Genomic DNA, 21,321 nt, shown 5'->3' with positions numbered 1-21,321 from the left:
AGGGTGACGGGGGCAAGTCAGCCGTAGGTCCTAGCGGGCCGATCTGCAGCGATTGCATGGCTTGCCTATTTGCTAGGCAGATTGAACCGCTTCACCCCGATGCGGCGCGCCGAGGTAGTCCGCCGATTGCATCTCGATCAGCCGCGACACGCAGCGCGCGAACTCGGCACGGGTCTTGTCGTCCTGGCCCAGCTCGTCGAGCGGTGCGGCAAAGCTCGCCGCGAGCTTGGCGCCACGATCGTAGAGGGTATCGACCAGGAGGATGAACCGCTTGGCCGCGTTCGAGCGCAGCCGGTCGAACTGCGGCACGTGATCGATCATCACCGCTTCGTACGCATGGCTGAGCTTGAGATAGTCCCGTGCGCCCAACGGCTTGTCGCACAACTCCGTGAATTCAAACCGCGCCGCCCCCATCGCCGCCCGCGGCACCGGAATGGTCCGGCCCAGCGAATGGAGCTCCGCCGGCTCGCCCGGCGCCCCACCGGTGAGCTTCAGCCATAGCCGGTCCATCGCGGCGTCCACCTCGGCCCCGACGCCAAACTGGTACACCGCCTCGCCCTCGAACTTCAGCCGCCGGTAGTCGGTCGGCCCGTCGAGCTCGACGATCTCGGCATGCTGCTTCAATTCGGCGATGAACGGCAGCACCAGCTGCCGGTTGAGACCGTTCTCGTAGAGATCGTCCGGCCGGGTGTTGGAGGTCGCGACGATCGTCACCCCGCCGGCGAACAGCTTGTCGAACAGCCGTCCCAGCAGCATCGCATTGGTGATGTCCTGCACCTGGAACTCGTCGAGACAGAGCAGCCGCACCTCCTCGAGCAGCGGCCTTACCACCGCCGCCACCGGGTCGGCGCTCTCGGACTTGCCCCTGCTGGATTTGCGGAATGCCGCGATCGCTTCGTGCATCTCGTCCATGAACTCATGGAAATGCACCCGCCGCTTCTTTTCGGTCGGCGCCAGCGCGAAGAACAGGTCCATCAGCATGGTCTTGCCGCGTCCGACCTGCCCGACGAGATAGGCGCCGCGCACCGGCACCGGTCCGCCGAACAGCCCGCTCAGAAAGCCGCGCGAAGCGTGCTGCGCCGCGAGCTCGGTCGCCACGCGATCGAGCGCTGCCGCTGCCTTGAACTGCAATGGATCGGGAGTGAGCGCGCCGGCCTTAGTCAGCGCGTTCAGTTTGTCGGTGACTGGTGCGCTCGCGGGCCCCCGCCGACGAGCGCGCTCAGCCAAAGCGACTACGCTTTGGCGGTTCGAGCGCGCGACCACACAGACTTCTGGCCAAAGTCAGCCAACCATCGTGATGCCCTGGCCGCCTGCCAGGGTGCCGATGAACTGGCTGCCGCTGAGGATCAGCGAGGCGATGATGTCGCCATTTTCGTCGAACAGCTGCACCTGGTTGCCCACCAGCTGCCAGCTCGCCACGACCTTCAGGCCGTTGAGCCCGCAGCCCGGGGTCGAAGCGCGATAGCGCGAGGTGCCGGATTTCGCCGTCTGGGTCAGGTTGAGCTTGCACTGCTCGGCGCCTGACACCACGGTCCAGCCACCCAGCAGCTTTTCGACCGTCAGCCCGGTGGAAAGATCGCGCCCCGATGCCTGCGGCACCGAGCCAAGCGTCGCGAGCGAACCATCGGCATTGGCCGGCTGCCCAAGTTGACCCGGCGTCGGCTGGCCCGGGGTCAGCGGCGCGGGCTGGCCGAGCGAGGCCTGCTGCACCGTGCTGCCCGGCAAGGCGTTGAGGTCCGAACTTGCCACCGACGAGTTCTGGATCGGCGTGATGGTTTCGGTCGACGCGATGCTGGTCGTGGTCACGCCGCTCGAGGCGCAGCCGCTCAACACGAGCGACAATGCACCCAGTACGGCAATGGAAACGCCTGCGCGTCTCGAACTCATCATCGGCTCAGCTCCGCCAGATGGTTAAGAATTGGTGACCGGCGATACAGCCTGAACGGCAAAGCCGTCAACCGCCAAAGCCCCGCTTCCCCTATGCAGCGATTAATGTGGCGGAGTTAGGGAACGGACGCCGGTGGCTGTGACCGCCCCGGCCGAGCCATTGTGCCCTCCAAGACCCCCTCTCTTGCAAAATCTAAGGCTTAGCCAAACGGCTAAACCTAAGATTTTGCTTTCTCCCCCGCCAAGGGGGAGATGATCGGTGGCCTCCATATGCATCGGAGCATCAGTCGGGACTCTCCCCCTTGGCGGGGGAGAAAGCGAAAACTTGGGCTTAGCGCAGCTAAGTCCTTAGTTTTCGGGAAGAGAGGGGGTCGCGGGGAGCCACCCGGGCCATCCCTCATCCATCGGTTCCTATATGCGCGCAGCGGCGATCCCCTACCGCTTCACCATCTCCGCAACGAGCGCCTCGGCGAGGATCTTGCCATCCGCCGCCTCGTCCTCCGGCAATTCGATCGGAATCCCCTTGGGCCCATACACTCCCGCCAGCCCCGGCAAGCCGTGCTCGCCACCTTCCTTGGGATGAAAGCCATGCGCCTTCAGCGCCGCGATCAGCACGCGGGCAACGGACGGATCTTCGATCTCGGCGACGGTTTCGTACAGCTTATGCGACTCCCAGGCCTGTTCCGCCTTACGCGAACTCCCGCGTCACCATCATCTGCTTGATCTCGGCGATCGCCTTGGCCGGGTTCAGGCCCTTCGGGCAGACCTTGGCGCAGTTCATGATGGTGTGGCAGCGATAGAGCTTGAACGGATCCTCGAGATTGTCGAGCCGCTCCTCGGTTGCCTCGTCGCGGCTGTCGATCAGCCAGCGATAGGCCTGCAGCAGCACGGCAGGACCGAGATACTTCTCGCCGTTCCACCAGTAGGACGGGCACGAGGTCGAGCAGCAGGCGCAGAGGATACATTCGTACAGCCCGTCGAGCTTGGCGCGGTCGTCGCGGCTCTGCAGCCACTCCTTTTCCGGCGTCGGCGTCGTGGTCTTCAGCCACGGTTCGATCGAACGGTGCTGGTCGTAGAAGGTGGTGAGGTCCGGCACTAGGTCCTTGATGACGGGCATATGCGGCAGCGGATAGACGCTGATATGGCCGGCGAAATCGTCCATGCCCTTGGTGCAGGCGAGCGTATTGGCGCCGCCGATATTCATCGAGCACGAGCCGCAGATGCCCTCGCGGCAGGAACGGCGCAGCGTCAGCGTCGGGTCGACCTTGTTCTTGATCCACAACAGTCCATCGAGCACCATCGGCCCGCAATCGTCGAGATCGACGAAATAGGTGTCGAGCCGCGGGTTCTCGCCGCTGTCCGGATCATACCGGTAGACCCGGTATTCCTTGAGCCGCGCCGCCCCCTGGGGTTTCGGCCAGGCCTTGCCCGGCTTGATCCTGGAGTTCTTGGGAAGGACGAATTCGGCCATCGGTCTATCCTACAACTTTGCACGTCTTGAGCGCGGCGGCTGACGTGTTGGTCACCGCCATCACGTCATTGGCGCTCACATTGCCGATCACTGCGGGATCGAACAGTTTGCCCGGATCGGTCTGGGCATAGGTCGCGAGCTTCATCAGCTCGGGCTTCAGCTTGCTAGACAATTCCTTGGCATAGCACTGGCAGCTTTCCGCCGTGGCGCCCGGCACCTTCGAGCAGGCATCGGCCACCGCCTGCGCATCCGCCGAAAGCCCGCCGCAGCCGGCGAGCCAGAGCGTCGCGAACGCGCCGGCGACAAGTCCTAGGGCTTTGGTGGAGATGAGCGACACGGGCGATACCTCGTTTTTGGTCAGTAGTTCGGCTTGCAGATCTGGTTCGATTTGGCGACGTAGGTGTTATACGCCGCATATTGGCCTTCCGGCGGCGACTTGCCCTTCATCGAGGCGATGACCAGGGCCATGAACTCCTCGTCGATCAGCGTCATTGCCGCATCCGCCTTGCACGCGCAGAGCGCATCGTCCGAAGCGATGCCCATGCAGGTCTTGTAGAAATCTGCCTTCTGCGCCTCGGTCGGCGCAGCCTGCGCCACGCCCGACAGCATCCCCAGCGCCAAGAACGCCACCAAAACCCGCTTCATCATTCGCCCCGTCTCTCTCACCGCAATTCTTTGCGGATCATCAGTTTCAAACCCGACCAGATTTCGCTGACCGCCGCCACCTTGATGTCGACCAACCCGATCGGCAACACCACCTCACGGATGACATCTTCGGTGATATCGGTCGGCACTTTTGAGGCCTTCTTCGGCCACGAAATCCAGATCACCCCGTCCCGGGTGATTGCCTCCAGCAGCGGCCGCGCATTATCCTCGAGCACGCCGCGCGAGGCGGTGAAGCCATGCACGAAGTCCCAGCCGGTACTGCCGCGCCACGCATCCCACTCGGCCTCGCGCACCTCGGCAAAGTCTCGCGAGGTCTTCAGTTCATCGAGCTCATCCGGAAGCGACAGAAACAGCACCCGCTGCCCGTCCTTCAGGCCGAGCTTCTGCGGCAGCGGCGTGCCTGAATAGCCGGGGGGAGCGGTCACTCGCCGTCTCTCGAGTAGCTAGTGTTTGCAAGCAGTTCGCCGCTGCTGCCGACGCAGTTTCGAAACTGCATTGCGACCCCTGGCAGCATCACGACATCGCACGACAACTCCCAGGCGCCGAGAAACCAGCCTTCGCCGCCCCCATTGAGCAGCAGCCGTCCGTCAGCAACTTCAAAAGTTCCGTCGCTGCCTAAGCCTTCGAGCCCCCACACCTTGTCCCCGGTAGTAGAGGTCGCCGACACCCTGCCGTCCTGTCCGAAGCAGATGTCGTACTCATTGATGAAGCCGCTTTTCTCAAGCCTGATTGTCTCTCTCGTCGCCTCGCGATCCCAGCAGCCGACCAGCGCCACCGCAATCTCCTCCTCGGAGGCCGGTCGCACCTCTGCTGCTGCCACAGCCGACCCCGCCAGCAGGCTTAACCCAACAAGCAGCACGCGCTGCGCGTTCTTGAGCCCGAGCTTCTGCGGCAGCGGTGTGCTTGAGTAGCCGACTGGAGCGCTCACTTGGCGACGCACCCCTTGTTCATGCGACCGCTGAGATAATACTGGAACGCCTCTTCCTGCCGCTCTGCCGACAGCGGCCCCGTCGCAACCGACGAAGCGGCCCGGCCCCCAACGAATGCCAGGACGTAGAGGCGCTGCGCATCCATCAGGTCCGGCGCCTTGACGACATTGCGGACATAGCAGGGGCAGAGCTGATCCTTCGCCGCCGGGTTCGCCCAGACCAACGCCGTGTTGCTGATGCAACCCCTGACGATCTTGTCCAGCACCGCTTCCGAGAGCTTCGTGGCCGCCGTGACCTCGGAAGCGCCGATCAGCGAAGCGAACACGGTCGCCGCGACAATCCCAATCGCCGACCGCATCCGAGCGCCCCTCACCTCAGTAAACTCTCGCCTTCGGCGCGATCTTCTTCAAACTGATCCCGCCCTCGCTTTCCGGCGTCAGCGGGTCGACATGCACCGGCCGGTAGCCGAGATCCACCTTGCCCGCATCATTGATCCAGCTCAGCGTGTGCTTGCGCCAGTTCACGTCGTCGCGGTTGGGGTAATCCTCATGCGCGTGGGCGCCGCGGCTTTCGTGCCGGGCTTCGGCGGAAACCACCGTGGTCGCGGCGCAGGCCATCAGGTTCTCGAGTTCCAGCGTTTCCACCAGGTCCGAGTTCCAGATCATCGAGCGGTCTGAAACCTTGAGGTCGCTGAGTTCGCCGTACAGCGCGGTGATGCGTTCGACGCCAGACTTCAGCGACTCCGAGGTGCGGAAGACCGCGGCATCTTCCTGCATGATGCGCTGCATCCTGTCGCGCACTTCGGCCGTCGGCGATGCCCCGTTTGCATGCCGCAGCCGGTCGAAGCGCGCGAGGATGCGCTCGTCTTCCGATGCGACGATCGCCGGTACCATAGAACCCTTGTCGACCACCTTGGCCGCCCGGAGCGCCGCGGCCCGGCCGAACACCACGAGGTCGGTCAGGGAGTTCGAACCCAGCCGGTTAGCGCCGTGCACCGAGGCGCAGGCTGCTTCGCCCGCCGCCATCAGCCCCGGCACCACGCGGTCCGGATCGCCGTCGGTCGGGTTCAGCACCTCGCCGTGATAGTTCGCGGGGATGCCGCCCATATTGTAGTGCACCGTCGGCAGCACCGGGATCGGCTCGCGCGTCAGGTCGACGCCGGCGAAGATCTTGGCCGATTCCGTGATCCCCGGGAGCCGCTCGTGCAGGACTTTCGGGTCGAGATGGTCAAGATGGAGGAAGATGTGGTCCTTCTTCGGCCCGACGCCGCGCCCTTCGCGGATTTCGATGGTCATGCAGCGGCTCACGACGTCGCGGCTCGCCAGGTCCTTGGCGTTGGGCGCATAGCGCTCCATGAACCGCTCACCCTCGGAATTGGTGAGATAGCCGCCCTCGCCGCGCGCCCCTTCAGTGATCAGCACACCCGCGCCATAGACCCCGGTGGGGTGGAACTGCACGAACTCCATGTCCTGCAGCGGCAGCCCGGCCCGCGCCACCATGCCGTTGCCGTCGCCGGTGCAGGTATGGGCCGAGGTCGCCGAGAAATACGCCCGGCCATAACCACCGGTCGCCAACACGACCAGCTTGGCGCGGAACCGATGCAGAGTGCCGTCATCGAGCTTCCAGGCCATCACGCCCTGGCACGAACCATCGGCGCCCATAATCAGGTCGAGCGCAAAATACTCGATGAAGAACTGCGCGTTGTTGCGAAGCGACTGGCCATAGAGCGTGTGGAGGATAGCATGCCCGGTGCGGTCGGCCGCGGCACAGGTGCGCTGCACCGGCGGGCCATCGCCGAATTCGGTCATGTGGCCGCCGAACGGCCGCTGGTAGATCGTGCCTTTGTCGGTGCGCGAGAACGGCACGCCATAGTGCTCAAGCTCGTAGATCGCTGCCGGCGCCTCGCGCGCCAGATATTCCATGGCGTCGTTGTCGCCCAGCCAGTCCGACCCTTTGACGGTGTCGTACATGTGCCACTGCCAGCTGTCGGGACCCATATTGCCCAGCGACGCGGCGATGCCGCCCTGCGCCGCCACGGTGTGCGAGCGGGTCGGGAACACCTTGGTGATGCAGGCGGTGTTGAGCCCCTGCTCGGCCATGCCGAGCGTCGCGCGCAGCCCGGCGCCGCCAGCACCGACAATGACCACGTCGAATTCGTGGTCGATGATCTCGTAAGCGGCCATGCGGACTAACCCCAGAAGACGAGCTTGGCGATGGCGCCCAGCGCCACCACGAAGAAGAAACCGACGAACAGGTTATTGGCGAGCATCGCCCAGCCATGTTCGCCCTTGTCGAAATAATCCTCGATCGTATCGCGCATGCCGTTGCGCATATGGATCGAGACGTTGACCACCAGCAGCGCCAGCCCGATGGCGACGAACGGGTTGCGCGCCAGTTCGATCATCTCGGCCGGCGCCCGGCTGGCGAGGCTGACCACGAACCAGATGATGAAGATCGAGAACACGATGTTGATCGCGCCGGTGATGCGCTGGGTGATGAAATGCCGGGTCGAGGCCTTGGCCTTGCCGTAGCGCGTCGCCGGGTTCTGGATCTGCGCCCGCGTGGGTTTGCCGAGAACGCTCATTTGAACCACACGAAGATTGCCCAGACGATCAGTGTCACGAGGATCGAGGCCCCGAGCTGGATCCGCACCGCCAGCTCACGGCCGTTTGCGTCCATCGCCTTGGCGGTATCCCAGACGAAGTGCCGGATGCCGCCAAACATGTGGTGGAACAGCACCCAGGTGTAGCCGAACAGTACCAGCTGCCCGAGCCACATGCCGAACAGCCAGGTGACGAAATCGAAGAAGCCGCCGCCGACCGCCGCCCCCACCAGCCACAGCACCAACAGCAGGGTGCCGCCATAGAGCGCAATGCCGGTCGCGCGGTGCACGATCGACATCGTCATGGTGAGCGTGAAGCGGTAGATCGAAAGATGCGGCGAAAGCGGCCGTGAAGAGGGAGCCATGCTAGTCTCGCGCCTCGCCCGCCGAGAAGGCCGGGCGCTCCAGTTTGGAATGGTTCGAGACTTCTAGCGGCGCTTTGCCCGGAGGTCAAAGGCTCTGCTTATGCCGAGCATTGCACTTTGGTTCTGTTATGCGCTGAGCGCATCTCTAGCGGCGTGGGGAGCCGAGCACCTCGGGCGCGGCCCGCAGCGCCTCGAGCGTGAGCAACAGGCTCAGCACTCGCTCGCTGCTGGGTCCGGACGCCACCGGGGTGGCGGACGAAAGCGTGGTCGAAGCGATCAGCCTTTGGCTGTCTTCGGCCAGGACATCCGGCACCAGGTTGCCCTGCATCGCGAGGATCGCGAGTGCAATGACGGTTCCTGCTGCGAGTCTGCCCATCTCTTTCGTCCCTGTTGCGGGCGACCGGTATCCGGTTTCCGCTGCTTGACGAGACTTCTAGCTGCCTTCACTTGGCCCGGCGCTGAAGCCGCTATTCACAATCGGTTCAGCAACGCATGATCTTTGTGCCGGTTCCCGGAGGAGAGATGACGTGAACGAAAAAGTACGGGTGCTCGGCGAACAGGTGCTGTCGAAAAACTGGGGCCTGGTGAAGAAAACCACCATCGAGCTCAAGCGCCGCAATGGCGAATGGCAGCGCCAGGAGCGCGAAACCTACGATCGCGGCGATGGCGCCGGGGTGCTGCTCTACAACCGCGCCCAGCGCACCGTCATCCTCACCCGGCAATTCCGCTTCCCGGTCTTCGCCCATGGCGAACACGCTACGCGTGGCGACCCGGGTACGCGTGGCGACCTGGGTACGCGTGGCGACCTGGGCTGGCTCATCGAGGTCGTGGCCGGCAAGCTCGACGGCGACCACCCGGTGACCACCGCGAAGAAGGAGGCCGAGGAAGAATCCGGCTACCGCGTCCACGACGTCGAGCTGGTGATGAGCGCTTACATGAGCCCCGGCTCGGTCACCGAGAAGCTCTCGCTGTTCCTCGCCGAATACGACGCGGACTCAAAAGTCTCGGCCGGCGGCGGCCTCGAGCATGAAGGCGAAGATATCGAAGTGCTGGAACTCGGCATCGACGCCGCGCTCGAGATGATCGCATCAGGCGAAATCGCCGACGCCAAAACCATCATGCTGCTGCAGCATGTGAGGTTGAAGGGGATTCTCTGAGGGGGGATGTCCCCGGGATCCGTCCCACCCACCGGGTCATTCCCGCGAAAGCGGGAACCTCCGTTTGCGGAGTTCTCGGCACGCTCAGAAAACAGAAGCCCCCACTTTCGCGGGGGTGACACCGAGTATGGGGTTGGAGCAGCGAAAAGCTCAGTTCGTTACGAACGGGTCCGCATCCACGTCCAGCGTTGCATAGCCCTCGGGCAGCTTCACCGTGAACTCGGCGCCGGTTTCGCGCGGATCGAGCATCAGCATCGACAGAATCTGCGCCTTGGCCAGCGACGGCGCCGGCTTGACAGTCCCGTCCTGCGGCTGGCTGGCGAACACCGCGAGCGGCAGCGCCAGGGCGGCAAGTGCGGCGGCGGCGACAATCAGCTTGATCTGCATTTCGGGACCTCAAAAACCTGGCGCATCCCAGCGCGTTTGTTGTCCCCTTCTAGCCCCGCCTGCCCGAACCCGCCTTGAACCCATCGTTCATGTTCGGTTTAGGCCACACACCCGCTACAGCTCTCCCCGCAGCACCCTCGCCTCCGGCAGCGCCAGATAGGCCTCCGGCACCGGCTGCGCGAAATAATCCATGGTGAATTCCTCGCCCAGTTCCACCGCCCGGCCGCAGCGCATGTGCCGCCCGTCCGGGTCGATCACCACATTGGGGTCGGACGAATGGTTGATCAGCCCGTAGCTGGTCCTCAACGGCCGGACCAGCAGCAGCTCCGGCGTCACCGCGTTCCATTCCAGCGTCTCGAGCACCTCAGGGAACCGCTCCCACTCGACCAGTTGTCCATCGAGTTCGGCCAGCAGCTCCCCGGCCTTGCGCGCCCGGCTGCTGAACAGCCCGCGTCCGGCGATCCGGCTTGGCCCCACCACCGCGTCGGCGACAGTCGGCACGAACGCCCCGTCGCCGAGGAACGCCTCGGTAAAGCTGTCGATATGTACATTCATCTTGCCGCCTCCTCGAGCAGTCCGCTGAGTTCCTCCGGCTTGTCGACGGGCACATCGTGGCCGCATTTGACCTCGCGAACCGTCCATTCGGGCTGATTGCGGAACCCATCCGCGATGCCCTGGAAACCGTTCCAGCCGGTGGCGACGATATAGGTCTTCCTGGGCACCGCCTTGTAGGCGCCTGTGACCTTCAGCCGCTCGGTCAGCGTCGCGGTCGGCTGCGGCGAAGCCTTGCTCTCCACCCAGGCGCGATCCGCCTCGTCGAGGTAGTCGCCCGGCGAAGAGGGCGGCGACTCGGTGAGTTGACCGCTCAGTTCCCAGCCCGGTGCGAAATCGGTGAACCCCTGTCCGTCCTCGGGCACGAAGGCATCGAGATAGACAATCGAGCGCACTTTCTTGCCGAGCCGCTCCACTGCTCCGGTCGCAACGATCCCGCCATAGGAGTGCGCCACCAGCACGATGCCATCGAGATCATTCCACAGCGCCTCGTTGACGATGTCGTCGATATGGGTGCTCAGGGTGATCGGCAGCTGGTTAAGATGCGAACGTTCGGCGAGCCCGCTCAGCGTCGGCGCATGCACCTTGTGACCCCGCGCCCGCAGCCGGTCGATCACACGCACCCATGACCAGCTTCCCGTCCAGGCCCCATGCACGATCACGAACGTCGCCATCTCTTCCTCCAACGATTGCATTTTGCAAGCGATTGCGTTTTACAACCAATGATTGTATTTTGCAAGCATGGAAAACCCCGAGGCGTCTCCCCACCGTTCCGGCTGCCCGATCAACCTCGGTCTCGAGGTGTTCGGCGACAAATGGAGTCTCTTGATCGTCCGCGACATGATGTTTGCGGGAAAGCGGCACTTCCGCGAGTTCCTCGCCTCCGATGAGGGTATCTCCACCAACATCCTTGCCGACCGGCTGGTGAAGCTCGTCGATGCGGGCGTGCTGACGCGCGCCGGCGATCCCGCCCACAAGCTGAAGGCGATCTATTCGCTGACCGAGATGGGAATCGAGCTGTTGCCGATCGTGGCCGAGATCAGCCGCTGGAGCCGCAAGTACCAGCCGGTTGATCCGCAAATGGCGGCGACCGGCGAGGCCCGCGATCGCGGCGGACCGGGAGCCGTTGCCGCCCAGATGGAGGCCCTGCGGCGCATCCACCTGAACGGCGAGATCTAGAGCACTTCCGACATTCCCACGTCGGAAACGCGATAATCAAAAACGACTAGACGTAGTCGACCAGTTTCTTGTCCGGGTCATAGGGTTGGTCGCTGACCACTTTGGTCACCGCCTGGCCGCAGACCATCTTCTTGTTCATTGCGTCATACGCATAGCTGGCAGAACCGTGCAGCACCCAGCCATCGCTCAAAGCCTTGGTAACCTTATGGCAGAAGGCGGAATCGTCCTCCCCCGAGAGGAACCGATAGATCAACATGCACTACTCCTTTTGCTCGCCCTCTTTGCCCCGGGCGATTGAAATTGCGTCCACTTACCGCTAATCCGCTGCGGTATGGATCGGTTTCCAGCATTTTTGCTCGACGGCTACAAGTCGTTCATGTCCGACCGTTACGACCCCGAACAGGGCCGTTACCGGGAATTGGCTGATCAGGGGCAATCCCCGACCACCATGATCATCGCCTGCTGCGACAGTCGCGCAGCACCTGAGACGATCTTTTCGGCCGGACCGGGCGAGATGTTCGTCTTGCGTAACGTCGCCAATCTGGTGCCGACATTCCAGCCTGATGGCGGGCAGCACGGCACCTCGGCAGCGATCGAGTTCGCCGTCGCCGCGCTCGAAATCTCCAACATCGTGGTGATGGGTCATGGCCGCTGCGGTGGCATCAAGGCGGCCCTCGCCCCCGATACCGGCCCGCTGGCGCAGGGCGATTTCATCGGCAAGTGGATGGCCATGCTGGCCCCGGTCTCCGACGAGGTCGCGAAATACACCCTGCTGACCAACAAGGAGCGCCAGACCATGCTGGAGCGCTTCTCGATCCGCAACTCGATCAACAACCTTCGCACCTTTCCCTATGTGAAGCGCCTCGAGGACGAAGGCAAACTCGCTATCCACGGCGCCTGGTTCGACATTTCGACCGGCGAACTCTGGGTCATGAACGACGACGGCGACTTCTACCGGCCGGACGTGTGATCGCTTGAAGGGTGGTGGAGGGGGGCCACGCGCAGCACCCCTCACCCGCTGCCAAACTCCCGCTCCCACCGATACAGAATATCCGGCGCCCGCGCCTCATTGCGCGCGCCATCGGTAAATTTCACCGCCTCGAACCCCATCCGCTCATAGAACGCCCGGCCGCGCAGGTTATTGGCGAAGCACCATAGCTGCAGGTCCTCGTTGCGCGATTGCGCATCGGCGATCAGCACCGACCCGACGCCGGAGCGCAGCTGTGCCGCATCCACATAGAGATGCTCGATCCAGCCTTCGAGCTCGGCCATGAAGCCGACGATCGCCCCATCTCGCTCCGCCACCGTCACTCGGAAGTCGCGCAGCACCTTGTCGCGGACATAGACCCGGTCCTCCTCGACGGTGTGGAGGTCCGGCAGGAAGGTCAGCAGCCGCCGCGACGTCGCGAACAGCGCCGCAATATCAGCCGCATCCGCCTCCCTCGCCTGCCGCAGCGTGATCATGCCGGCGCCCGCTTGAACAACCGCGGCCCGAACACGTTGATCAGCAGCCCGGCAAACACCAGCACGCTGCCGATGATCTCCACCCCGGTGATCGCCTCGCCGAGGAACAGCGCCGCGCTGGCGATCCCCGCCACCGGCACGAACAGCGCAAACGGCGCCACCTGCCCGGTATTGTAGCGGCTCAGGAGCCAGGCCCAGGCGCCGAAGCCGAACAGCGTCGCGATATAGGCCATGAAGGCGATCGAGCCGATCCCCTTGATGGTCAGGTGCGACAGCGCCAGCGGGACTGCCCCTGGCCCGTCGAGCAGCAGCGAGGCCAGCAGCAGCGGGATCGGCGGGATCAGCGCCGACCACACCACGAACCCCAGCATGTCGATCCGTCCCGCCGCCTTCCCCACCATGTTGCCGAGGCCCCAGCAGCCGGCCGCGGCGATAGTCAGGAGCAGCGGCAGCAAAGCCGCCCCCTCGAGCCGGTCGACCGCGATCACCCCGATGCCCACCAGCGCCACCGCCGCCCCGCCCAGTTGCGCGAGGCCAGGCCGCTCGCCGAAGAAGGCGAAGGCGAGAAAGATCGTGAAGAACACCTGCAGCTGTATCACCAGCGAGCTCAGACCCGCCGGCATGCCGAGCTTGATGGCAAGGAACAGCAGCCCGAACTGCCCGACGCCGATGGCGAGGCCATAGCCGATCAGCAGCGGCCACCCCACCGCCGGACGCTTGACGAAAAACACCGCCGGCAGCGCCGCAAAGATGTAGCGCACCGCCGTCAGCAGCAGCGGCGCCACCTCGTCAACGCCCCACCGGATGGCGACAAAACTCAGCCCCCAGACGACGGCGACCGAAAGGGCGAGAACGATATGACGGATGGGCATCGGACGGTTCCTGCGGCGGTTATGGCGTTCCTCGCTACTGCTCGGACCGCACATCGCCATGCGATGTGATACCCCTCATCCGCCCTTCGGGCACCTTCTCCCTCAAGGGGAGAAGGCGATGGAAACGAGGACTCTCAGTCGGGTGCCTTCTCCCCTTGAGGGAGAAGGTGGCGCGCAGCGCCGGATGAGGGGTATGCGATGCGGCAGCATCGCCGATCCGACGCGAAGCAAGGAGCGACAGCCCCGGCTAGCAGCCTAAGCCGCCTTCTTCTCCACGAGCTTGCGCTCGACCAGCGTCTCGAGGATCTGCACGGTGTTGAGCGCCGCGCCCTTCCTGAGGTTGTCGCTCACCACCCAGAGGCTCAGGCCGTTCTCGACCGTCACATCTTCGCGGATGCGGCTGACATAGGTGTCGTACTCGCCTGCCGCCTCCACTGGCGTGGCGTAGCCGCCGGCCTCGCGCTTGTCGATCACCGAAATCCCCGGCGCCTCGCGCAGTGCTTCGCGCGCCTCGTCAGCCGAAATCGGGTTGGCGAATTCGAGGTTCACTGCCTCGGAGTGGCCGACGAACACCGGCACGCGCACGCAGGTCGCGGTGAGCTTGATCTTGGGGTCGAGGATCTTCTTGGTCTCGGCCACCATTTTCCACTCTTCCTTCGTATAGCCATCCTCCATGAACACATCGATGTGTGGAATGACGTTGAAGGCGATCTGCTTGGTGAACTTTCTGGGCTCGGGCTTGTCGTTGACGAACACGCCCTTGGTCTGGTCCCACAGCTCGTCGACGCCCTCCTTGCCGGCGCCCGAAACGGACTGGTAAGTCGCGACTACCACCCGCTTGATCGTCGCAAGGTCATGCAGCGGCTTCAGCGCCACCACCAGTTGCGCCGTCGAGCAGTTCGGGTTGGCGATGATGTTCTTGCGGTCGTTGCGCGCCATATAGGCGTCGAGCACATGCGCATTGACCTCCGGCACCACCAGCGGCACGTCGCCGTGGTAGCGCCAGAAGCTCGAATTATCGACGACGATGCAGCCGGTCGCCCCGATCCTTTCGCCATACTCCTTGGCGATGGCCGAGCCGGCGCTCATCAGCGCGAAATCGACGCCCTTGAAATCGAAATGCTCGAGGTTCTGTACCTTGAGCCGCTTGTCGCCAAAACTGATCTCCTGGCCCTGCGAGCGGGCGGAGGCCAAGGCGATCACTTCCGAGGCGGGAAACTTCCGCTCGGCGAGGATGTTGAGCATTTCCCGGCCCACATTGCCTGTGGCCCCGACGACGGCGACGCGATAACCCATTTTGGAAAGTCCTCTTTGCCTTCATTTCCCCCGCGCTGGACCGGCTCGGTCCGCGGCACATGGCATCCGGCCGCTCCCCGGCGGGAGTTGCCCGGGGATCGGCTCAGGGGGTTTTGGTGGTTTTGGTCGCCGAAACAACGACACCACGAAGACCCTTGGTCTCCGCTTTGGTCATTGTGATGTGGGTCTTGCGCATCCCGCAACCCGATCCTCTTGTCCGGCGCCGCGTTTCTACGCCGAAATCGCAAATAGTCAATCACCTATAGGACATCGCCTACGCTCATCCTCCCCCGCGTGGCGGGGGAGGGGGACCATGCGCAGCATGGTGGAGGGGGCGGCCAGACCCACGGACATCGTCCACCTATCCGCTGGTTCCGGCTGCGAGTTGGGTCCCAGCTTTCGCTGGGATGACATCGAGTTTGATTGCCACGACTGGGTCCCCCTTGCATCGCCCGCGGAAAACCGCCATCCCCACCCCATGCAAACTTACGACGTGATCATCCTCGGCGCCGGCGCGGCTGGCCTCATGGCCGGCATCGAAGCCGGCAAGCGCGGCCGCTCGGTGCTGGTGATCGACCACGCCAAGAATGCCGGCGAGAAGATCCGCATCTCCGGCGGCGGGCGCTGCAACTTCACCAATATCAACGCTACGGTGAAAGCCGGCCGCGACCGCTTCCTTTCCAGCAACCCGCGCTACGCCTTCTCCGCCCTGTCGCGCTACACGCCGGAACACTTCATCGCGCTGGTCGACCAGTACGCCATCCCGTTCCACGAAAAGACCCTGGGCCAGCTGTTCTGCGATGGCTCGAGCCAGCAGATCGTCAACCTGCTGCTCAGCGAGCTGAAAAAGGCCAGGGGTAACCTGCTGCTCGACACCGAGATCGACGGCGTCAGCCACGCCGACGGCAGCTTCACCGTGATGACCGCGAACGAAACGCTGATCGCCAAAGCGATGGTCGTCGCCACCGGCGGCAAATCCATCCCCAAGATGGGCGCCACTGGTCTTGCCTATCAGCTCGCCACCCAGTTCGGCCTGCAGGTCACCGAGACCCGCCCTGCCCTGGTGCCGCTGACCTTCGAGCCGCGCATCCTCGAGCGCCTCGCGCCGCTGAGCGGCATCGCCGTCGACCCCACCCGCATTTCGGTGGGGAAGAAGAGCTTTGACGAAGCCATGCTCTTCACCCATCGCGGCCTCTCGGGTCCGGCGATCCTCCAGATCTCGAGCTACTGGCGTGAGGGCGACGCCATCGTCATCGACCTGTTCCCCAATGGCAACCTCGGCGAGATCCTCCGCGAGGCGCGCAGCACCTCGCCAAAACTGCAGCTACAGACCGTCTTGTCGCAGCACCTCGCCAAGCGCCTCGCCCAGATGCTGGCCGAAGAGATCGGCGTCACCACCATGATGGGCGACATGAGCGACAAGAGTTTTCAGAAGATCGAGGACTCGCTTCGGCGCTGGACCATCAAGCCCACCGGCTCGGAAGGCTACCGCACCGCCGAAGTGACGCTGGGCGGCATCGACACCGACGGCCTCGACTCGACCACCATGCAGGCGCGCAACGTCCCCGGGCTCTATTTCATCGGCGAAGCCGTCGATGTCACCGGCTGGCTCGGCGGCTACAATTTCCAGTGGGCCTGGGCCTCCGGCTGGGCCGCGGGACAGGTCGCATAAGCCGAAGCCGGCGGACCACGCTCACTGCACCAACTCCTGCCGCCCAGCCGCCACGACGCTTCGTGTCAGCTCCGGCAGCCGATCCGCCGCGAACCGGCTCACCTGCCAGTAGAGCGGCACATCCAGCGTCGCCCGCGGTGCGATTTCCACCAGCCGGCCGGCGCTCAAATGGTCCGCCACTAGCGACACCGGGTTGAGGGCCCAGCCGATCCCCAGGACACAGGCGTCGACAAAGCCCTGCGTCGAGGGCAGCCAATGCGTCGGAAACGCCACCACCTCGCCCGTCGCCAGCCGCACCCAATCCTGCTGCAACCGGTCCTTGTGGTTGAAGGTCAGCGCCGGCGCCTTCGCCAGCGACGCCGCCGTCACCCCATCGGCGAAGTAGCGCGCGCAAAACTCCGGGCTCGCCGTGGCCTGGTACCGCAGCGCGCCCAGTGGGGTAACCCGACAGCCTCGCACCGGGTCGCCGAACGAGGTCACCGCCGCCAGCACCCGGCCGCGCTCCAACCACTCTGCCGTGTGCCCCTCATCGTCGATGGCGATGTTGACGAGGTGCTCACTGCCGCGCGTAAACGGCGCGATCGCCCCGAGGAACCAAGTCCCGACGCTGTCCGCGTTCGCCGCGATGCTGATCGTCACCCGCCGCTCGGCCTCACCCCGGAGCCCTGGCATCTGCTGCATCAATTCGCTCTCGAGTATCCCGACATGCTCGATATGCCGGCAGAGCCAGGCGCCCTTCTCGGTCGCCGTGCACGGGTTGCCGCGCTCGATCAGCACCACCCCCAGCCGCTCCTCGAGCTGCTTCACCCGTTGCGACACCGCCGACGGCGTTACGCTCAACGCCCGCGCCGCCCGCTCGAAGCTGCCTGTCTCCACCACCAGAGCCACCGCCTGCGCCGCGGGATAATCGATCATCGGCTTAGTTCCGCTAATTCCAGGTGATGAAAGTTAACTGGATTGAGCCAGCCGCGCCACCTACGGCACCTCCATGAATCTCCCAATCTTCTTCGCCGGCTTGAGCATGGGCCTCAGCCTGATTGTCGCCATCGGCGCGCAGAACGCCTTCGTGCTGCGACAGGGCCTGCGCAATGAGCACGTCTTCGCCGTCAGCCTTGCCTGCGCCTTGTCCGATGCGGTGCTCATCACCCTTGGTGTCACCAGCTTCGGCAAGGTCGCGAGCTGGCTGCCCTGGCTCGATCCGGTGATGCGCTACGGTGGCGCCGCCTTCCTCGTCTGGTACGGGGCAAGGAGCCTGCTCTCGGCGCTCCGGGCCGGCAATGCGCTGAGCGTCGGCGCCTCGGCCGGTCCACGCGGTCTCGCGGCGACGCTGCTGGCCTGCCTCGCCATCACCTGGCTCAACCCGCACGTCTACCTCGATACCGTGGTGCTGCTCGGCACGGTGTCGACCCAGTTCGCCGGCGCCGAGGTCTGGTTCGCCTTGGGCGCCATCCTCGGCTCGTTCCTGTTCTTCTTCGCCTTGGGCTATGGCGCCATCTGGCTGCGCCCGCTTTTCGCCAGGCCCGAGGCCTGGCGCCTGCTCGAAGCCGTCATCGCGCTGGTGATGTGGGCCATCGCCCTAAAACTGCTGCTCGGCTGAGCCTCAGAGCACAAACCCCAGGAACCGCCCCACCAGCAGCACCGTCGGCCATAAGACGATCGACACCCCCGCCAGGACCCGCCTGGCCCCCTCGACCCTCAGCAGGCTGAACGCCACGAAGTTCAGGCCCGCGACAAAGATCAGCCCGAGCTTGATCCAGAACAGCGGCATCCCGGCATAGTCCGTCGCTCGCACCGCGAACATCAGCGCCCCGGTCAGCACCGCCAGCCCGAAGCCACCCAGCGCCACCCGCCGCAGCAGCCGCACGAACGGCTGCTCGTCGATGCTCCGGATCACCCCGATCACCCTGAGATCCATCAGGATCACGCTGGTCACCAGCCCGCCCACCGCCAGGATGTGCAGCGCGTTGACCACCGGATAGGCAAAAAACGAGGTCTTCAGCGCCTTGATCAGCGCCAGCTGCTCGATACTGCCGAGCAGCGTCTCCACCTAGTTGGCCGGCACACGGGTGGGATAGATATCGTAGGCCTTGCCGCCCACGGTGATGCGCACCGCCTTCATCCGCTTCTCGTTCGGATCGAGCGACCGATTGCCCAGCGCCACCACCTCATCGCCCGGCTTCACCGTATCCTCGGTGAACCCTGAGGCCATGGTCGGTCCCGGCGGCGCCAGTTCCACCCGCCACACCACGCCCTCGACCTCGAGGTCGAGCGTCGCGTGCGGGTTGCCGACGAACACCGATTTGACCGTCCCGGTGAGTTCGAAGAACCCCTCCTCGGTCCACGCCCAGCCATGGTGCGCCAGCGCCGGCAGCACCGGCATCGCTATGCCGAACGCCGCAACCAGCAGCAGAATGCCACGTCTCCTCATCGGAACCTCCCTTGGGCCCCCTGCCAAACTGGCAAACAGCCTATGCCTGTCGCCGCCTCGCGACAACGGCTCGATCAGGCGCCATCCGCCTCGGCGAACGTGATTCGGTTACCGACCGGATCGATCACCGTGCATTCGAGCCCGCCCCATTCAGGCCGCTCCAGCCCAGGCCGGTTGTTCTTGTAGCGCTTGGCGATCAGCTCCGCCTGCAGCTCGGCGACCCCGGTGCAGTTCACCCGTACATGCACGCCGGGCGAGCCGTCACCATGGTGCTCGGAGAGGTGCAGCACGATGCCATCCCGGCTCACCTGCATATAGAGCGGCATTCCCGGCTCGAACCGATGCTCCCAATCCACCGTGAAGCCCAGCCAGTCGACATAGAACTCCCGCGCCTTGATCTCATCGAACGAGCGGAGGATCGGTACGGTCTGCAGATAGGTCAGCGTCATCGGGTTCCTCCTTGTTTGCAGCGCCAAAACTCGCGGAAGTCTTATGGCAGCGACGCTGTCCATCCGCTACCAATAGGGCAACTTGAGGGAGACACATCATGGCTGAAAAGAAGATTCGCTGGGGCATCCTCAGCACCGCCAATATCGGGCTGAAGAAGGTCACCCCGGCGATCATGAAGTCGCCGCTGAGCGAAGTGGTCGCCGTCGCCTCGCGCGACGTGGCGAAGGCCGAAGCGTACATCGCCGAACTCGGTTTGACCGGCAAGGCCAAGGCGCATGGCAGCTACGAAGCTTTGTTCGCCGACCCCAACGTCGACGCCATCTACAATCCGCTGCCCAACCACCTGCACGTGCCGATGACCCTGGCCGCGGCGAAAGCCGGCAAGCACGTGCTGTGCGAAAAGCCGATCGCGCTCAACGCCAAAGAGGCCGAGCAACTCCGGCAACTGCCCAAGAACATTGTCTTTCATGAAGCCTTCATGGTCCGCCATCACCCGCAGTGGCTCCGCGCCCGCGACATCGCCCGTTCTGGCGAGCTCGGCGAACTCCGCACCGTGCGCGGCATCTTCGAGTATTTCCTCACCGACCCCAGCAATGTGCGCAACCAGGCCGATATCGGCGGCGGCGGCATCTACGATGTCGGCTGCTATCCGATCACCGGTTCGCGCTTCCTGTTCGAGGCCGAGCCACAGCGCGCCGTGTCGCTGGTCGACCGCGACCCGGTGATGAAGACCGACCGCCTCGCCTCGGTGATCCTCGATTTCGGCGGCGGCAAGCAGGCAAGCTTCGTCTGCTCCACCCAGTCGGTCAATCACCAGTCGCTCGAGCTGATCGGCACCAAGGGCCGCGTCGAACTGGTGATCCCGTTCAACGCCCCGGCCGACACCGCCACCGCCATCATCATCGACAACGGCTATTCGCCCGATGGCCACCTCAGCCGCCGCGAAATCATCCCGCCCTGCGACCAGTACACCGAGCAGGCCAACGCCTTCTGCCGCGCCATCCTCGACAACAAATCGCTCGAATGGGGCGTCGAGGACTCCATCAAATCGATGAAGGTCATCGACGCGGTGTTCAAAAGCGAAAAAACCGGCGCCTGGGCCACCGTCTGATCCATAGCCGGGCCGAGAAATTGCAGGGGGGTCGACGTACCGACTCCCCTCCCCACCGGTTGTCATCCCAGCGAAAGCTGGGACCCATTCCACCGCTTGCGCTGTGGCGAGTTGGATCCCAGCTTGCGCTGGGATGACACCGAGATTCATTGAGAACTTCAATAACTTGGTACGCTCGCCGGGGGAACGGTGCCAATGCCCCCGTCGCACGCCAAACGCCCCTACCCTCGCACCTCCGGCCCCACCAGCCGCTCCACCAGCAGCCGAATCCCCGGCCCCGCTTCCCCTGGGCCCCGCGCCTTCCGCTTGATCCCCCAGGCTGCATCGAGCAGCAGCCGGGTCAGTAGTTCGGGCTGTCCAGCCCCCGCTTTCCGCAGTTCCTCAGCCACCATCGCGTCGATCACGTCCTCGGTCGCCCGCACCTCGGGCCGTACCTTTTCGTGCTCGTCGTAGAGTTCGTCGGCGTACGGCGATTGCCCCAGCAGCCGATCGATCGCCTCGTATTTGGCCGACAGCGCCGCTGCCAGCCGGGCCACCACTGTGCCCTCGCCGGTGAGCGCCGCCACGAACCGCTCGTGCAACTCCACCATCAGCTCGGCGACGATCGCCTCGAACACCGCGTTCTTGTCGCCGAAATATTTGTAGAGCGTGGGCTTGGCCACTCGTGCCTCGGCCGCAATCGCCTCCATCGAGGTGGCGCGCAATCCTTGCCTGAGGATCAGCCGCCGCGCCGCCGAAAGGATCTGCTCCCGCTTGTCGATCTCCGCCACGCCGATTTTCCTTCGTCGATATCTTGAACGAACTGAACGATATTCGTACATATCGTTCAGTTC

The 21,321-nt window shown here is 64.4% G+C and carries 30 protein-coding genes and 1 pseudogene; 6 read left to right on the top strand and 25 right to left on the bottom strand.

The window, feature by feature from the left end:
- Window positions 1–72: 72 nt before the first annotated feature.
- From zapE to ACSQ23_RS08955, 13 genes are all read right to left on the bottom strand, one after another.
- A complete protein-coding gene (gene zapE, locus ACSQ23_RS09015; RefSeq protein WP_436090379.1) occupies window positions 73–1,227 on the bottom strand; it encodes a cell division protein ZapE in 1,155 nt (384 codons plus the stop codon).
- A 54-nt stretch (window positions 1,228–1,281) separates the two neighbouring features.
- A complete protein-coding gene (locus tag ACSQ23_RS09010) occupies window positions 1,282–1,887 on the bottom strand; it encodes an AprI/Inh family metalloprotease inhibitor (protein WP_436090378.1) in 606 nt (201 codons plus the stop codon).
- A 435-nt stretch (window positions 1,888–2,322) separates the two neighbouring features.
- Window positions 2,323–2,502 (bottom strand): hypothetical protein, encoded by a 180-nt coding sequence (locus ACSQ23_RS09005; RefSeq protein ID WP_055046786.1) that lies wholly within the window; start codon window positions 2,500–2,502, stop codon window positions 2,323–2,325.
- 73 nt (window positions 2,503–2,575) lie between these two features.
- Window positions 2,576–3,358: a succinate dehydrogenase iron-sulfur subunit gene (locus ACSQ23_RS09000; protein WP_436090377.1), complete on the bottom strand. Its 783-nt coding sequence runs from the start codon at window positions 3,356–3,358 to the stop codon at window positions 2,576–2,578.
- Between the two features lie 4 nt (window positions 3,359–3,362).
- Window positions 3,363–3,695 carry a hypothetical protein gene (locus ACSQ23_RS08995; protein ID WP_436090376.1) on the bottom strand — a complete coding sequence of 111 codons (333 nt, stop codon included), beginning with the start codon at window positions 3,693–3,695 and terminating at the stop codon, window positions 3,363–3,365.
- 20 nt (window positions 3,696–3,715) lie between these two features.
- Window positions 3,716–4,003 carry a hypothetical protein gene (locus ACSQ23_RS08990; RefSeq protein ID WP_436090375.1) on the bottom strand — a complete coding sequence of 96 codons (288 nt, stop codon included), beginning with the start codon at window positions 4,001–4,003 and terminating at the stop codon, window positions 3,716–3,718.
- Between the two features lie 17 nt (window positions 4,004–4,020).
- A complete protein-coding gene (locus ACSQ23_RS08985) occupies window positions 4,021–4,449 on the bottom strand; it encodes a DUF3052 domain-containing protein (protein ID WP_436090374.1) in 429 nt (142 codons plus the stop codon).
- Window positions 4,446–4,952 (bottom strand): hypothetical protein, encoded by a 507-nt coding sequence (locus ACSQ23_RS08980; RefSeq protein WP_436090373.1) that lies wholly within the window; start codon window positions 4,950–4,952, stop codon window positions 4,446–4,448. Before ACSQ23_RS08980 ends, ACSQ23_RS08985 begins: the two co-directional genes overlap by 4 nt.
- The gene (locus tag ACSQ23_RS08975; RefSeq protein ID WP_436090372.1) at window positions 4,949–5,311 is read right to left on the bottom strand and encodes a hypothetical protein; all 363 of its coding nucleotides are present in this window, start codon (window positions 5,309–5,311) and stop codon (window positions 4,949–4,951) included. Before ACSQ23_RS08975 ends, ACSQ23_RS08980 begins: the two co-directional genes overlap by 4 nt.
- Before the next feature lie 16 nt (window positions 5,312–5,327).
- Entirely contained in the window at window positions 5,328–7,136 is a 1,809-nt protein-coding gene (gene sdhA / locus ACSQ23_RS08970; protein ID WP_436090371.1) for a succinate dehydrogenase flavoprotein subunit, read from the bottom strand.
- 5 nt (window positions 7,137–7,141) lie between these two features.
- On the bottom strand, window positions 7,142–7,537 hold the full coding sequence (sdhD, locus tag ACSQ23_RS08965) for a succinate dehydrogenase, hydrophobic membrane anchor protein (RefSeq protein ID WP_055875528.1): 396 nt from the start codon (window positions 7,535–7,537) through the stop codon (window positions 7,142–7,144).
- On the bottom strand, window positions 7,534–7,920 hold the full coding sequence (gene sdhC / locus ACSQ23_RS08960; RefSeq protein WP_055875526.1) for a succinate dehydrogenase, cytochrome b556 subunit: 387 nt from the start codon (window positions 7,918–7,920) through the stop codon (window positions 7,534–7,536). Before sdhC ends, sdhD begins: the two co-directional genes overlap by 4 nt.
- Before the next feature lie 145 nt (window positions 7,921–8,065).
- Window positions 8,066–8,296: a hypothetical protein gene (locus ACSQ23_RS08955; protein WP_055875523.1), complete on the bottom strand. Its 231-nt coding sequence runs from the start codon at window positions 8,294–8,296 to the stop codon at window positions 8,066–8,068.
- Between the two features lie 151 nt (window positions 8,297–8,447).
- On the opposite strand from ACSQ23_RS08955, the gene ACSQ23_RS08950 reads away from it, so the two are divergent.
- On the top strand, window positions 8,448–9,077 hold the full coding sequence (locus ACSQ23_RS08950; RefSeq protein WP_055875520.1) for an NUDIX domain-containing protein: 630 nt from the start codon (window positions 8,448–8,450) through the stop codon (window positions 9,075–9,077).
- Window positions 9,078–9,227: 150 nt separating this feature from the next.
- Here the strand turns inward: ACSQ23_RS08950 and ACSQ23_RS08945 are convergent, their stop codons facing one another.
- The 3 genes from ACSQ23_RS08945 to ACSQ23_RS08935 form a co-directional block, all read right to left on the bottom strand.
- The gene (locus ACSQ23_RS08945; protein ID WP_055875516.1) at window positions 9,228–9,464 is read right to left on the bottom strand and encodes a hypothetical protein; all 237 of its coding nucleotides are present in this window, start codon (window positions 9,462–9,464) and stop codon (window positions 9,228–9,230) included.
- A gap of 114 nt (window positions 9,465–9,578) precedes the next feature.
- The gene (locus ACSQ23_RS08940; RefSeq protein ID WP_055875515.1) at window positions 9,579–10,019 is read right to left on the bottom strand and encodes an SET domain-containing protein-lysine N-methyltransferase; all 441 of its coding nucleotides are present in this window, start codon (window positions 10,017–10,019) and stop codon (window positions 9,579–9,581) included.
- Complete coding sequence (locus tag ACSQ23_RS08935; protein ID WP_055875514.1) at window positions 10,016–10,690, bottom strand: alpha/beta fold hydrolase; 675 nt, start codon at window positions 10,688–10,690, stop codon at window positions 10,016–10,018. Before ACSQ23_RS08935 ends, ACSQ23_RS08940 begins: the two co-directional genes overlap by 4 nt.
- A 67-nt stretch (window positions 10,691–10,757) precedes the next feature.
- On the opposite strand from ACSQ23_RS08935, the pseudogene ACSQ23_RS08930 reads away from it, so the two are divergent.
- A pseudogene (locus tag ACSQ23_RS08930) lies at window positions 10,758–11,180 on the top strand (winged helix-turn-helix transcriptional regulator); the annotation flags it as partial.
- Window positions 11,181–11,241: 61 nt separating this feature from the next.
- Here ACSQ23_RS08930 and ACSQ23_RS08925 read toward each other — a convergent pair.
- The gene (locus ACSQ23_RS08925) at window positions 11,242–11,451 is read right to left on the bottom strand and encodes a DUF1737 domain-containing protein (RefSeq protein ID WP_055875506.1); all 210 of its coding nucleotides are present in this window, start codon (window positions 11,449–11,451) and stop codon (window positions 11,242–11,244) included.
- Between the two features lie 75 nt (window positions 11,452–11,526).
- On the opposite strand from ACSQ23_RS08925, the gene ACSQ23_RS08920 reads away from it, so the two are divergent.
- Entirely contained in the window at window positions 11,527–12,165 is a 639-nt protein-coding gene (locus tag ACSQ23_RS08920) for a carbonic anhydrase (RefSeq protein WP_055875503.1), read from the top strand.
- A gap of 41 nt (window positions 12,166–12,206) precedes the next feature.
- Here the strand turns inward: ACSQ23_RS08920 and ACSQ23_RS08915 are convergent, their stop codons facing one another.
- The 3 genes from ACSQ23_RS08915 to ACSQ23_RS08905 all read right to left on the bottom strand — a co-directional run bounded on the left by ACSQ23_RS08915 (window position 12,207) and on the right by ACSQ23_RS08905 (window position 14,827).
- Window positions 12,207–12,659, bottom strand: coding sequence for a GNAT family N-acetyltransferase (locus tag ACSQ23_RS08915; RefSeq protein WP_055875500.1), 453 nt, complete (start codon window positions 12,657–12,659; stop codon window positions 12,207–12,209).
- Window positions 12,656–13,531, bottom strand: coding sequence for an EamA family transporter (locus tag ACSQ23_RS08910; RefSeq protein WP_055875497.1), 876 nt, complete (start codon window positions 13,529–13,531; stop codon window positions 12,656–12,658). Before ACSQ23_RS08910 ends, ACSQ23_RS08915 begins: the two co-directional genes overlap by 4 nt.
- A gap of 255 nt (window positions 13,532–13,786) precedes the next feature.
- On the bottom strand, window positions 13,787–14,827 hold the full coding sequence (locus ACSQ23_RS08905) for an aspartate-semialdehyde dehydrogenase (protein WP_055875494.1): 1,041 nt from the start codon (window positions 14,825–14,827) through the stop codon (window positions 13,787–13,789).
- A 478-nt stretch (window positions 14,828–15,305) separates the two neighbouring features.
- Here ACSQ23_RS08905 and ACSQ23_RS08900 point away from each other — a divergent pair, with 478 nt between their 5' ends.
- Complete coding sequence (locus ACSQ23_RS08900) at window positions 15,306–16,499, top strand: NAD(P)/FAD-dependent oxidoreductase (RefSeq protein ID WP_055875491.1); 1,194 nt, start codon at window positions 15,306–15,308, stop codon at window positions 16,497–16,499.
- 21 nt (window positions 16,500–16,520) lie between these two features.
- On the opposite strand, the gene ACSQ23_RS08895 is transcribed toward ACSQ23_RS08900, so the two are convergent.
- On the bottom strand, window positions 16,521–17,414 hold the full coding sequence (locus ACSQ23_RS08895; protein WP_055875488.1) for a LysR family transcriptional regulator ArgP: 894 nt from the start codon (window positions 17,412–17,414) through the stop codon (window positions 16,521–16,523).
- Window positions 17,415–17,487: 73 nt separating this feature from the next.
- On the opposite strand from ACSQ23_RS08895, the gene ACSQ23_RS08890 reads away from it, so the two are divergent.
- Window positions 17,488–18,096, top strand: a complete 609-nt coding sequence (locus ACSQ23_RS08890) for a LysE/ArgO family amino acid transporter (protein WP_055875486.1) — start codon at window positions 17,488–17,490, stop codon at window positions 18,094–18,096.
- Window positions 18,097–18,099: 3 nt separating this feature from the next.
- Here the strand turns inward: ACSQ23_RS08890 and ACSQ23_RS08885 are convergent, their stop codons facing one another.
- The 3 genes from ACSQ23_RS08885 to ACSQ23_RS08875 form a co-directional block, all read right to left on the bottom strand.
- Window positions 18,100–18,546: a hypothetical protein gene (locus tag ACSQ23_RS08885; RefSeq protein WP_055875482.1), complete on the bottom strand. Its 447-nt coding sequence runs from the start codon at window positions 18,544–18,546 to the stop codon at window positions 18,100–18,102.
- Window positions 18,547–18,927 (bottom strand): DUF6152 family protein, encoded by a 381-nt coding sequence (locus tag ACSQ23_RS08880; RefSeq protein WP_055875479.1) that lies wholly within the window; start codon window positions 18,925–18,927, stop codon window positions 18,547–18,549. It abuts the gene before it with no gap.
- A 74-nt stretch (window positions 18,928–19,001) separates the two neighbouring features.
- Window positions 19,002–19,376, bottom strand: coding sequence for a glyoxalase superfamily protein (locus ACSQ23_RS08875; RefSeq protein WP_055875476.1), 375 nt, complete (start codon window positions 19,374–19,376; stop codon window positions 19,002–19,004).
- A 98-nt stretch (window positions 19,377–19,474) separates the two neighbouring features.
- Here ACSQ23_RS08875 and ACSQ23_RS08870 point away from each other — a divergent pair, with 98 nt between their 5' ends.
- Window positions 19,475–20,488 carry a Gfo/Idh/MocA family protein gene (locus ACSQ23_RS08870; RefSeq protein WP_055875473.1) on the top strand — a complete coding sequence of 338 codons (1,014 nt, stop codon included), beginning with the start codon at window positions 19,475–19,477 and terminating at the stop codon, window positions 20,486–20,488.
- Window positions 20,489–20,709: 221 nt separating this feature from the next.
- On the opposite strand, the gene ACSQ23_RS08865 is transcribed toward ACSQ23_RS08870, so the two are convergent.
- Window positions 20,710–21,258, bottom strand: a complete 549-nt coding sequence (locus ACSQ23_RS08865; RefSeq protein ID WP_055875470.1) for a TetR/AcrR family transcriptional regulator — start codon at window positions 21,256–21,258, stop codon at window positions 20,710–20,712.
- Between the last annotated feature and the right edge of the window lie 63 nt (window positions 21,259–21,321).

Origin of the sequence: Devosia sp. LjRoot16, assembly GCF_964252795.1 — a bacterium.
GTDB lineage: Bacteria > Pseudomonadota > Alphaproteobacteria > Rhizobiales > Devosiaceae > Devosia_A.
Note: the sequence above shows the minus strand (reverse complement) of the source record. Positions and strands in the feature narration are given on the sequence as shown.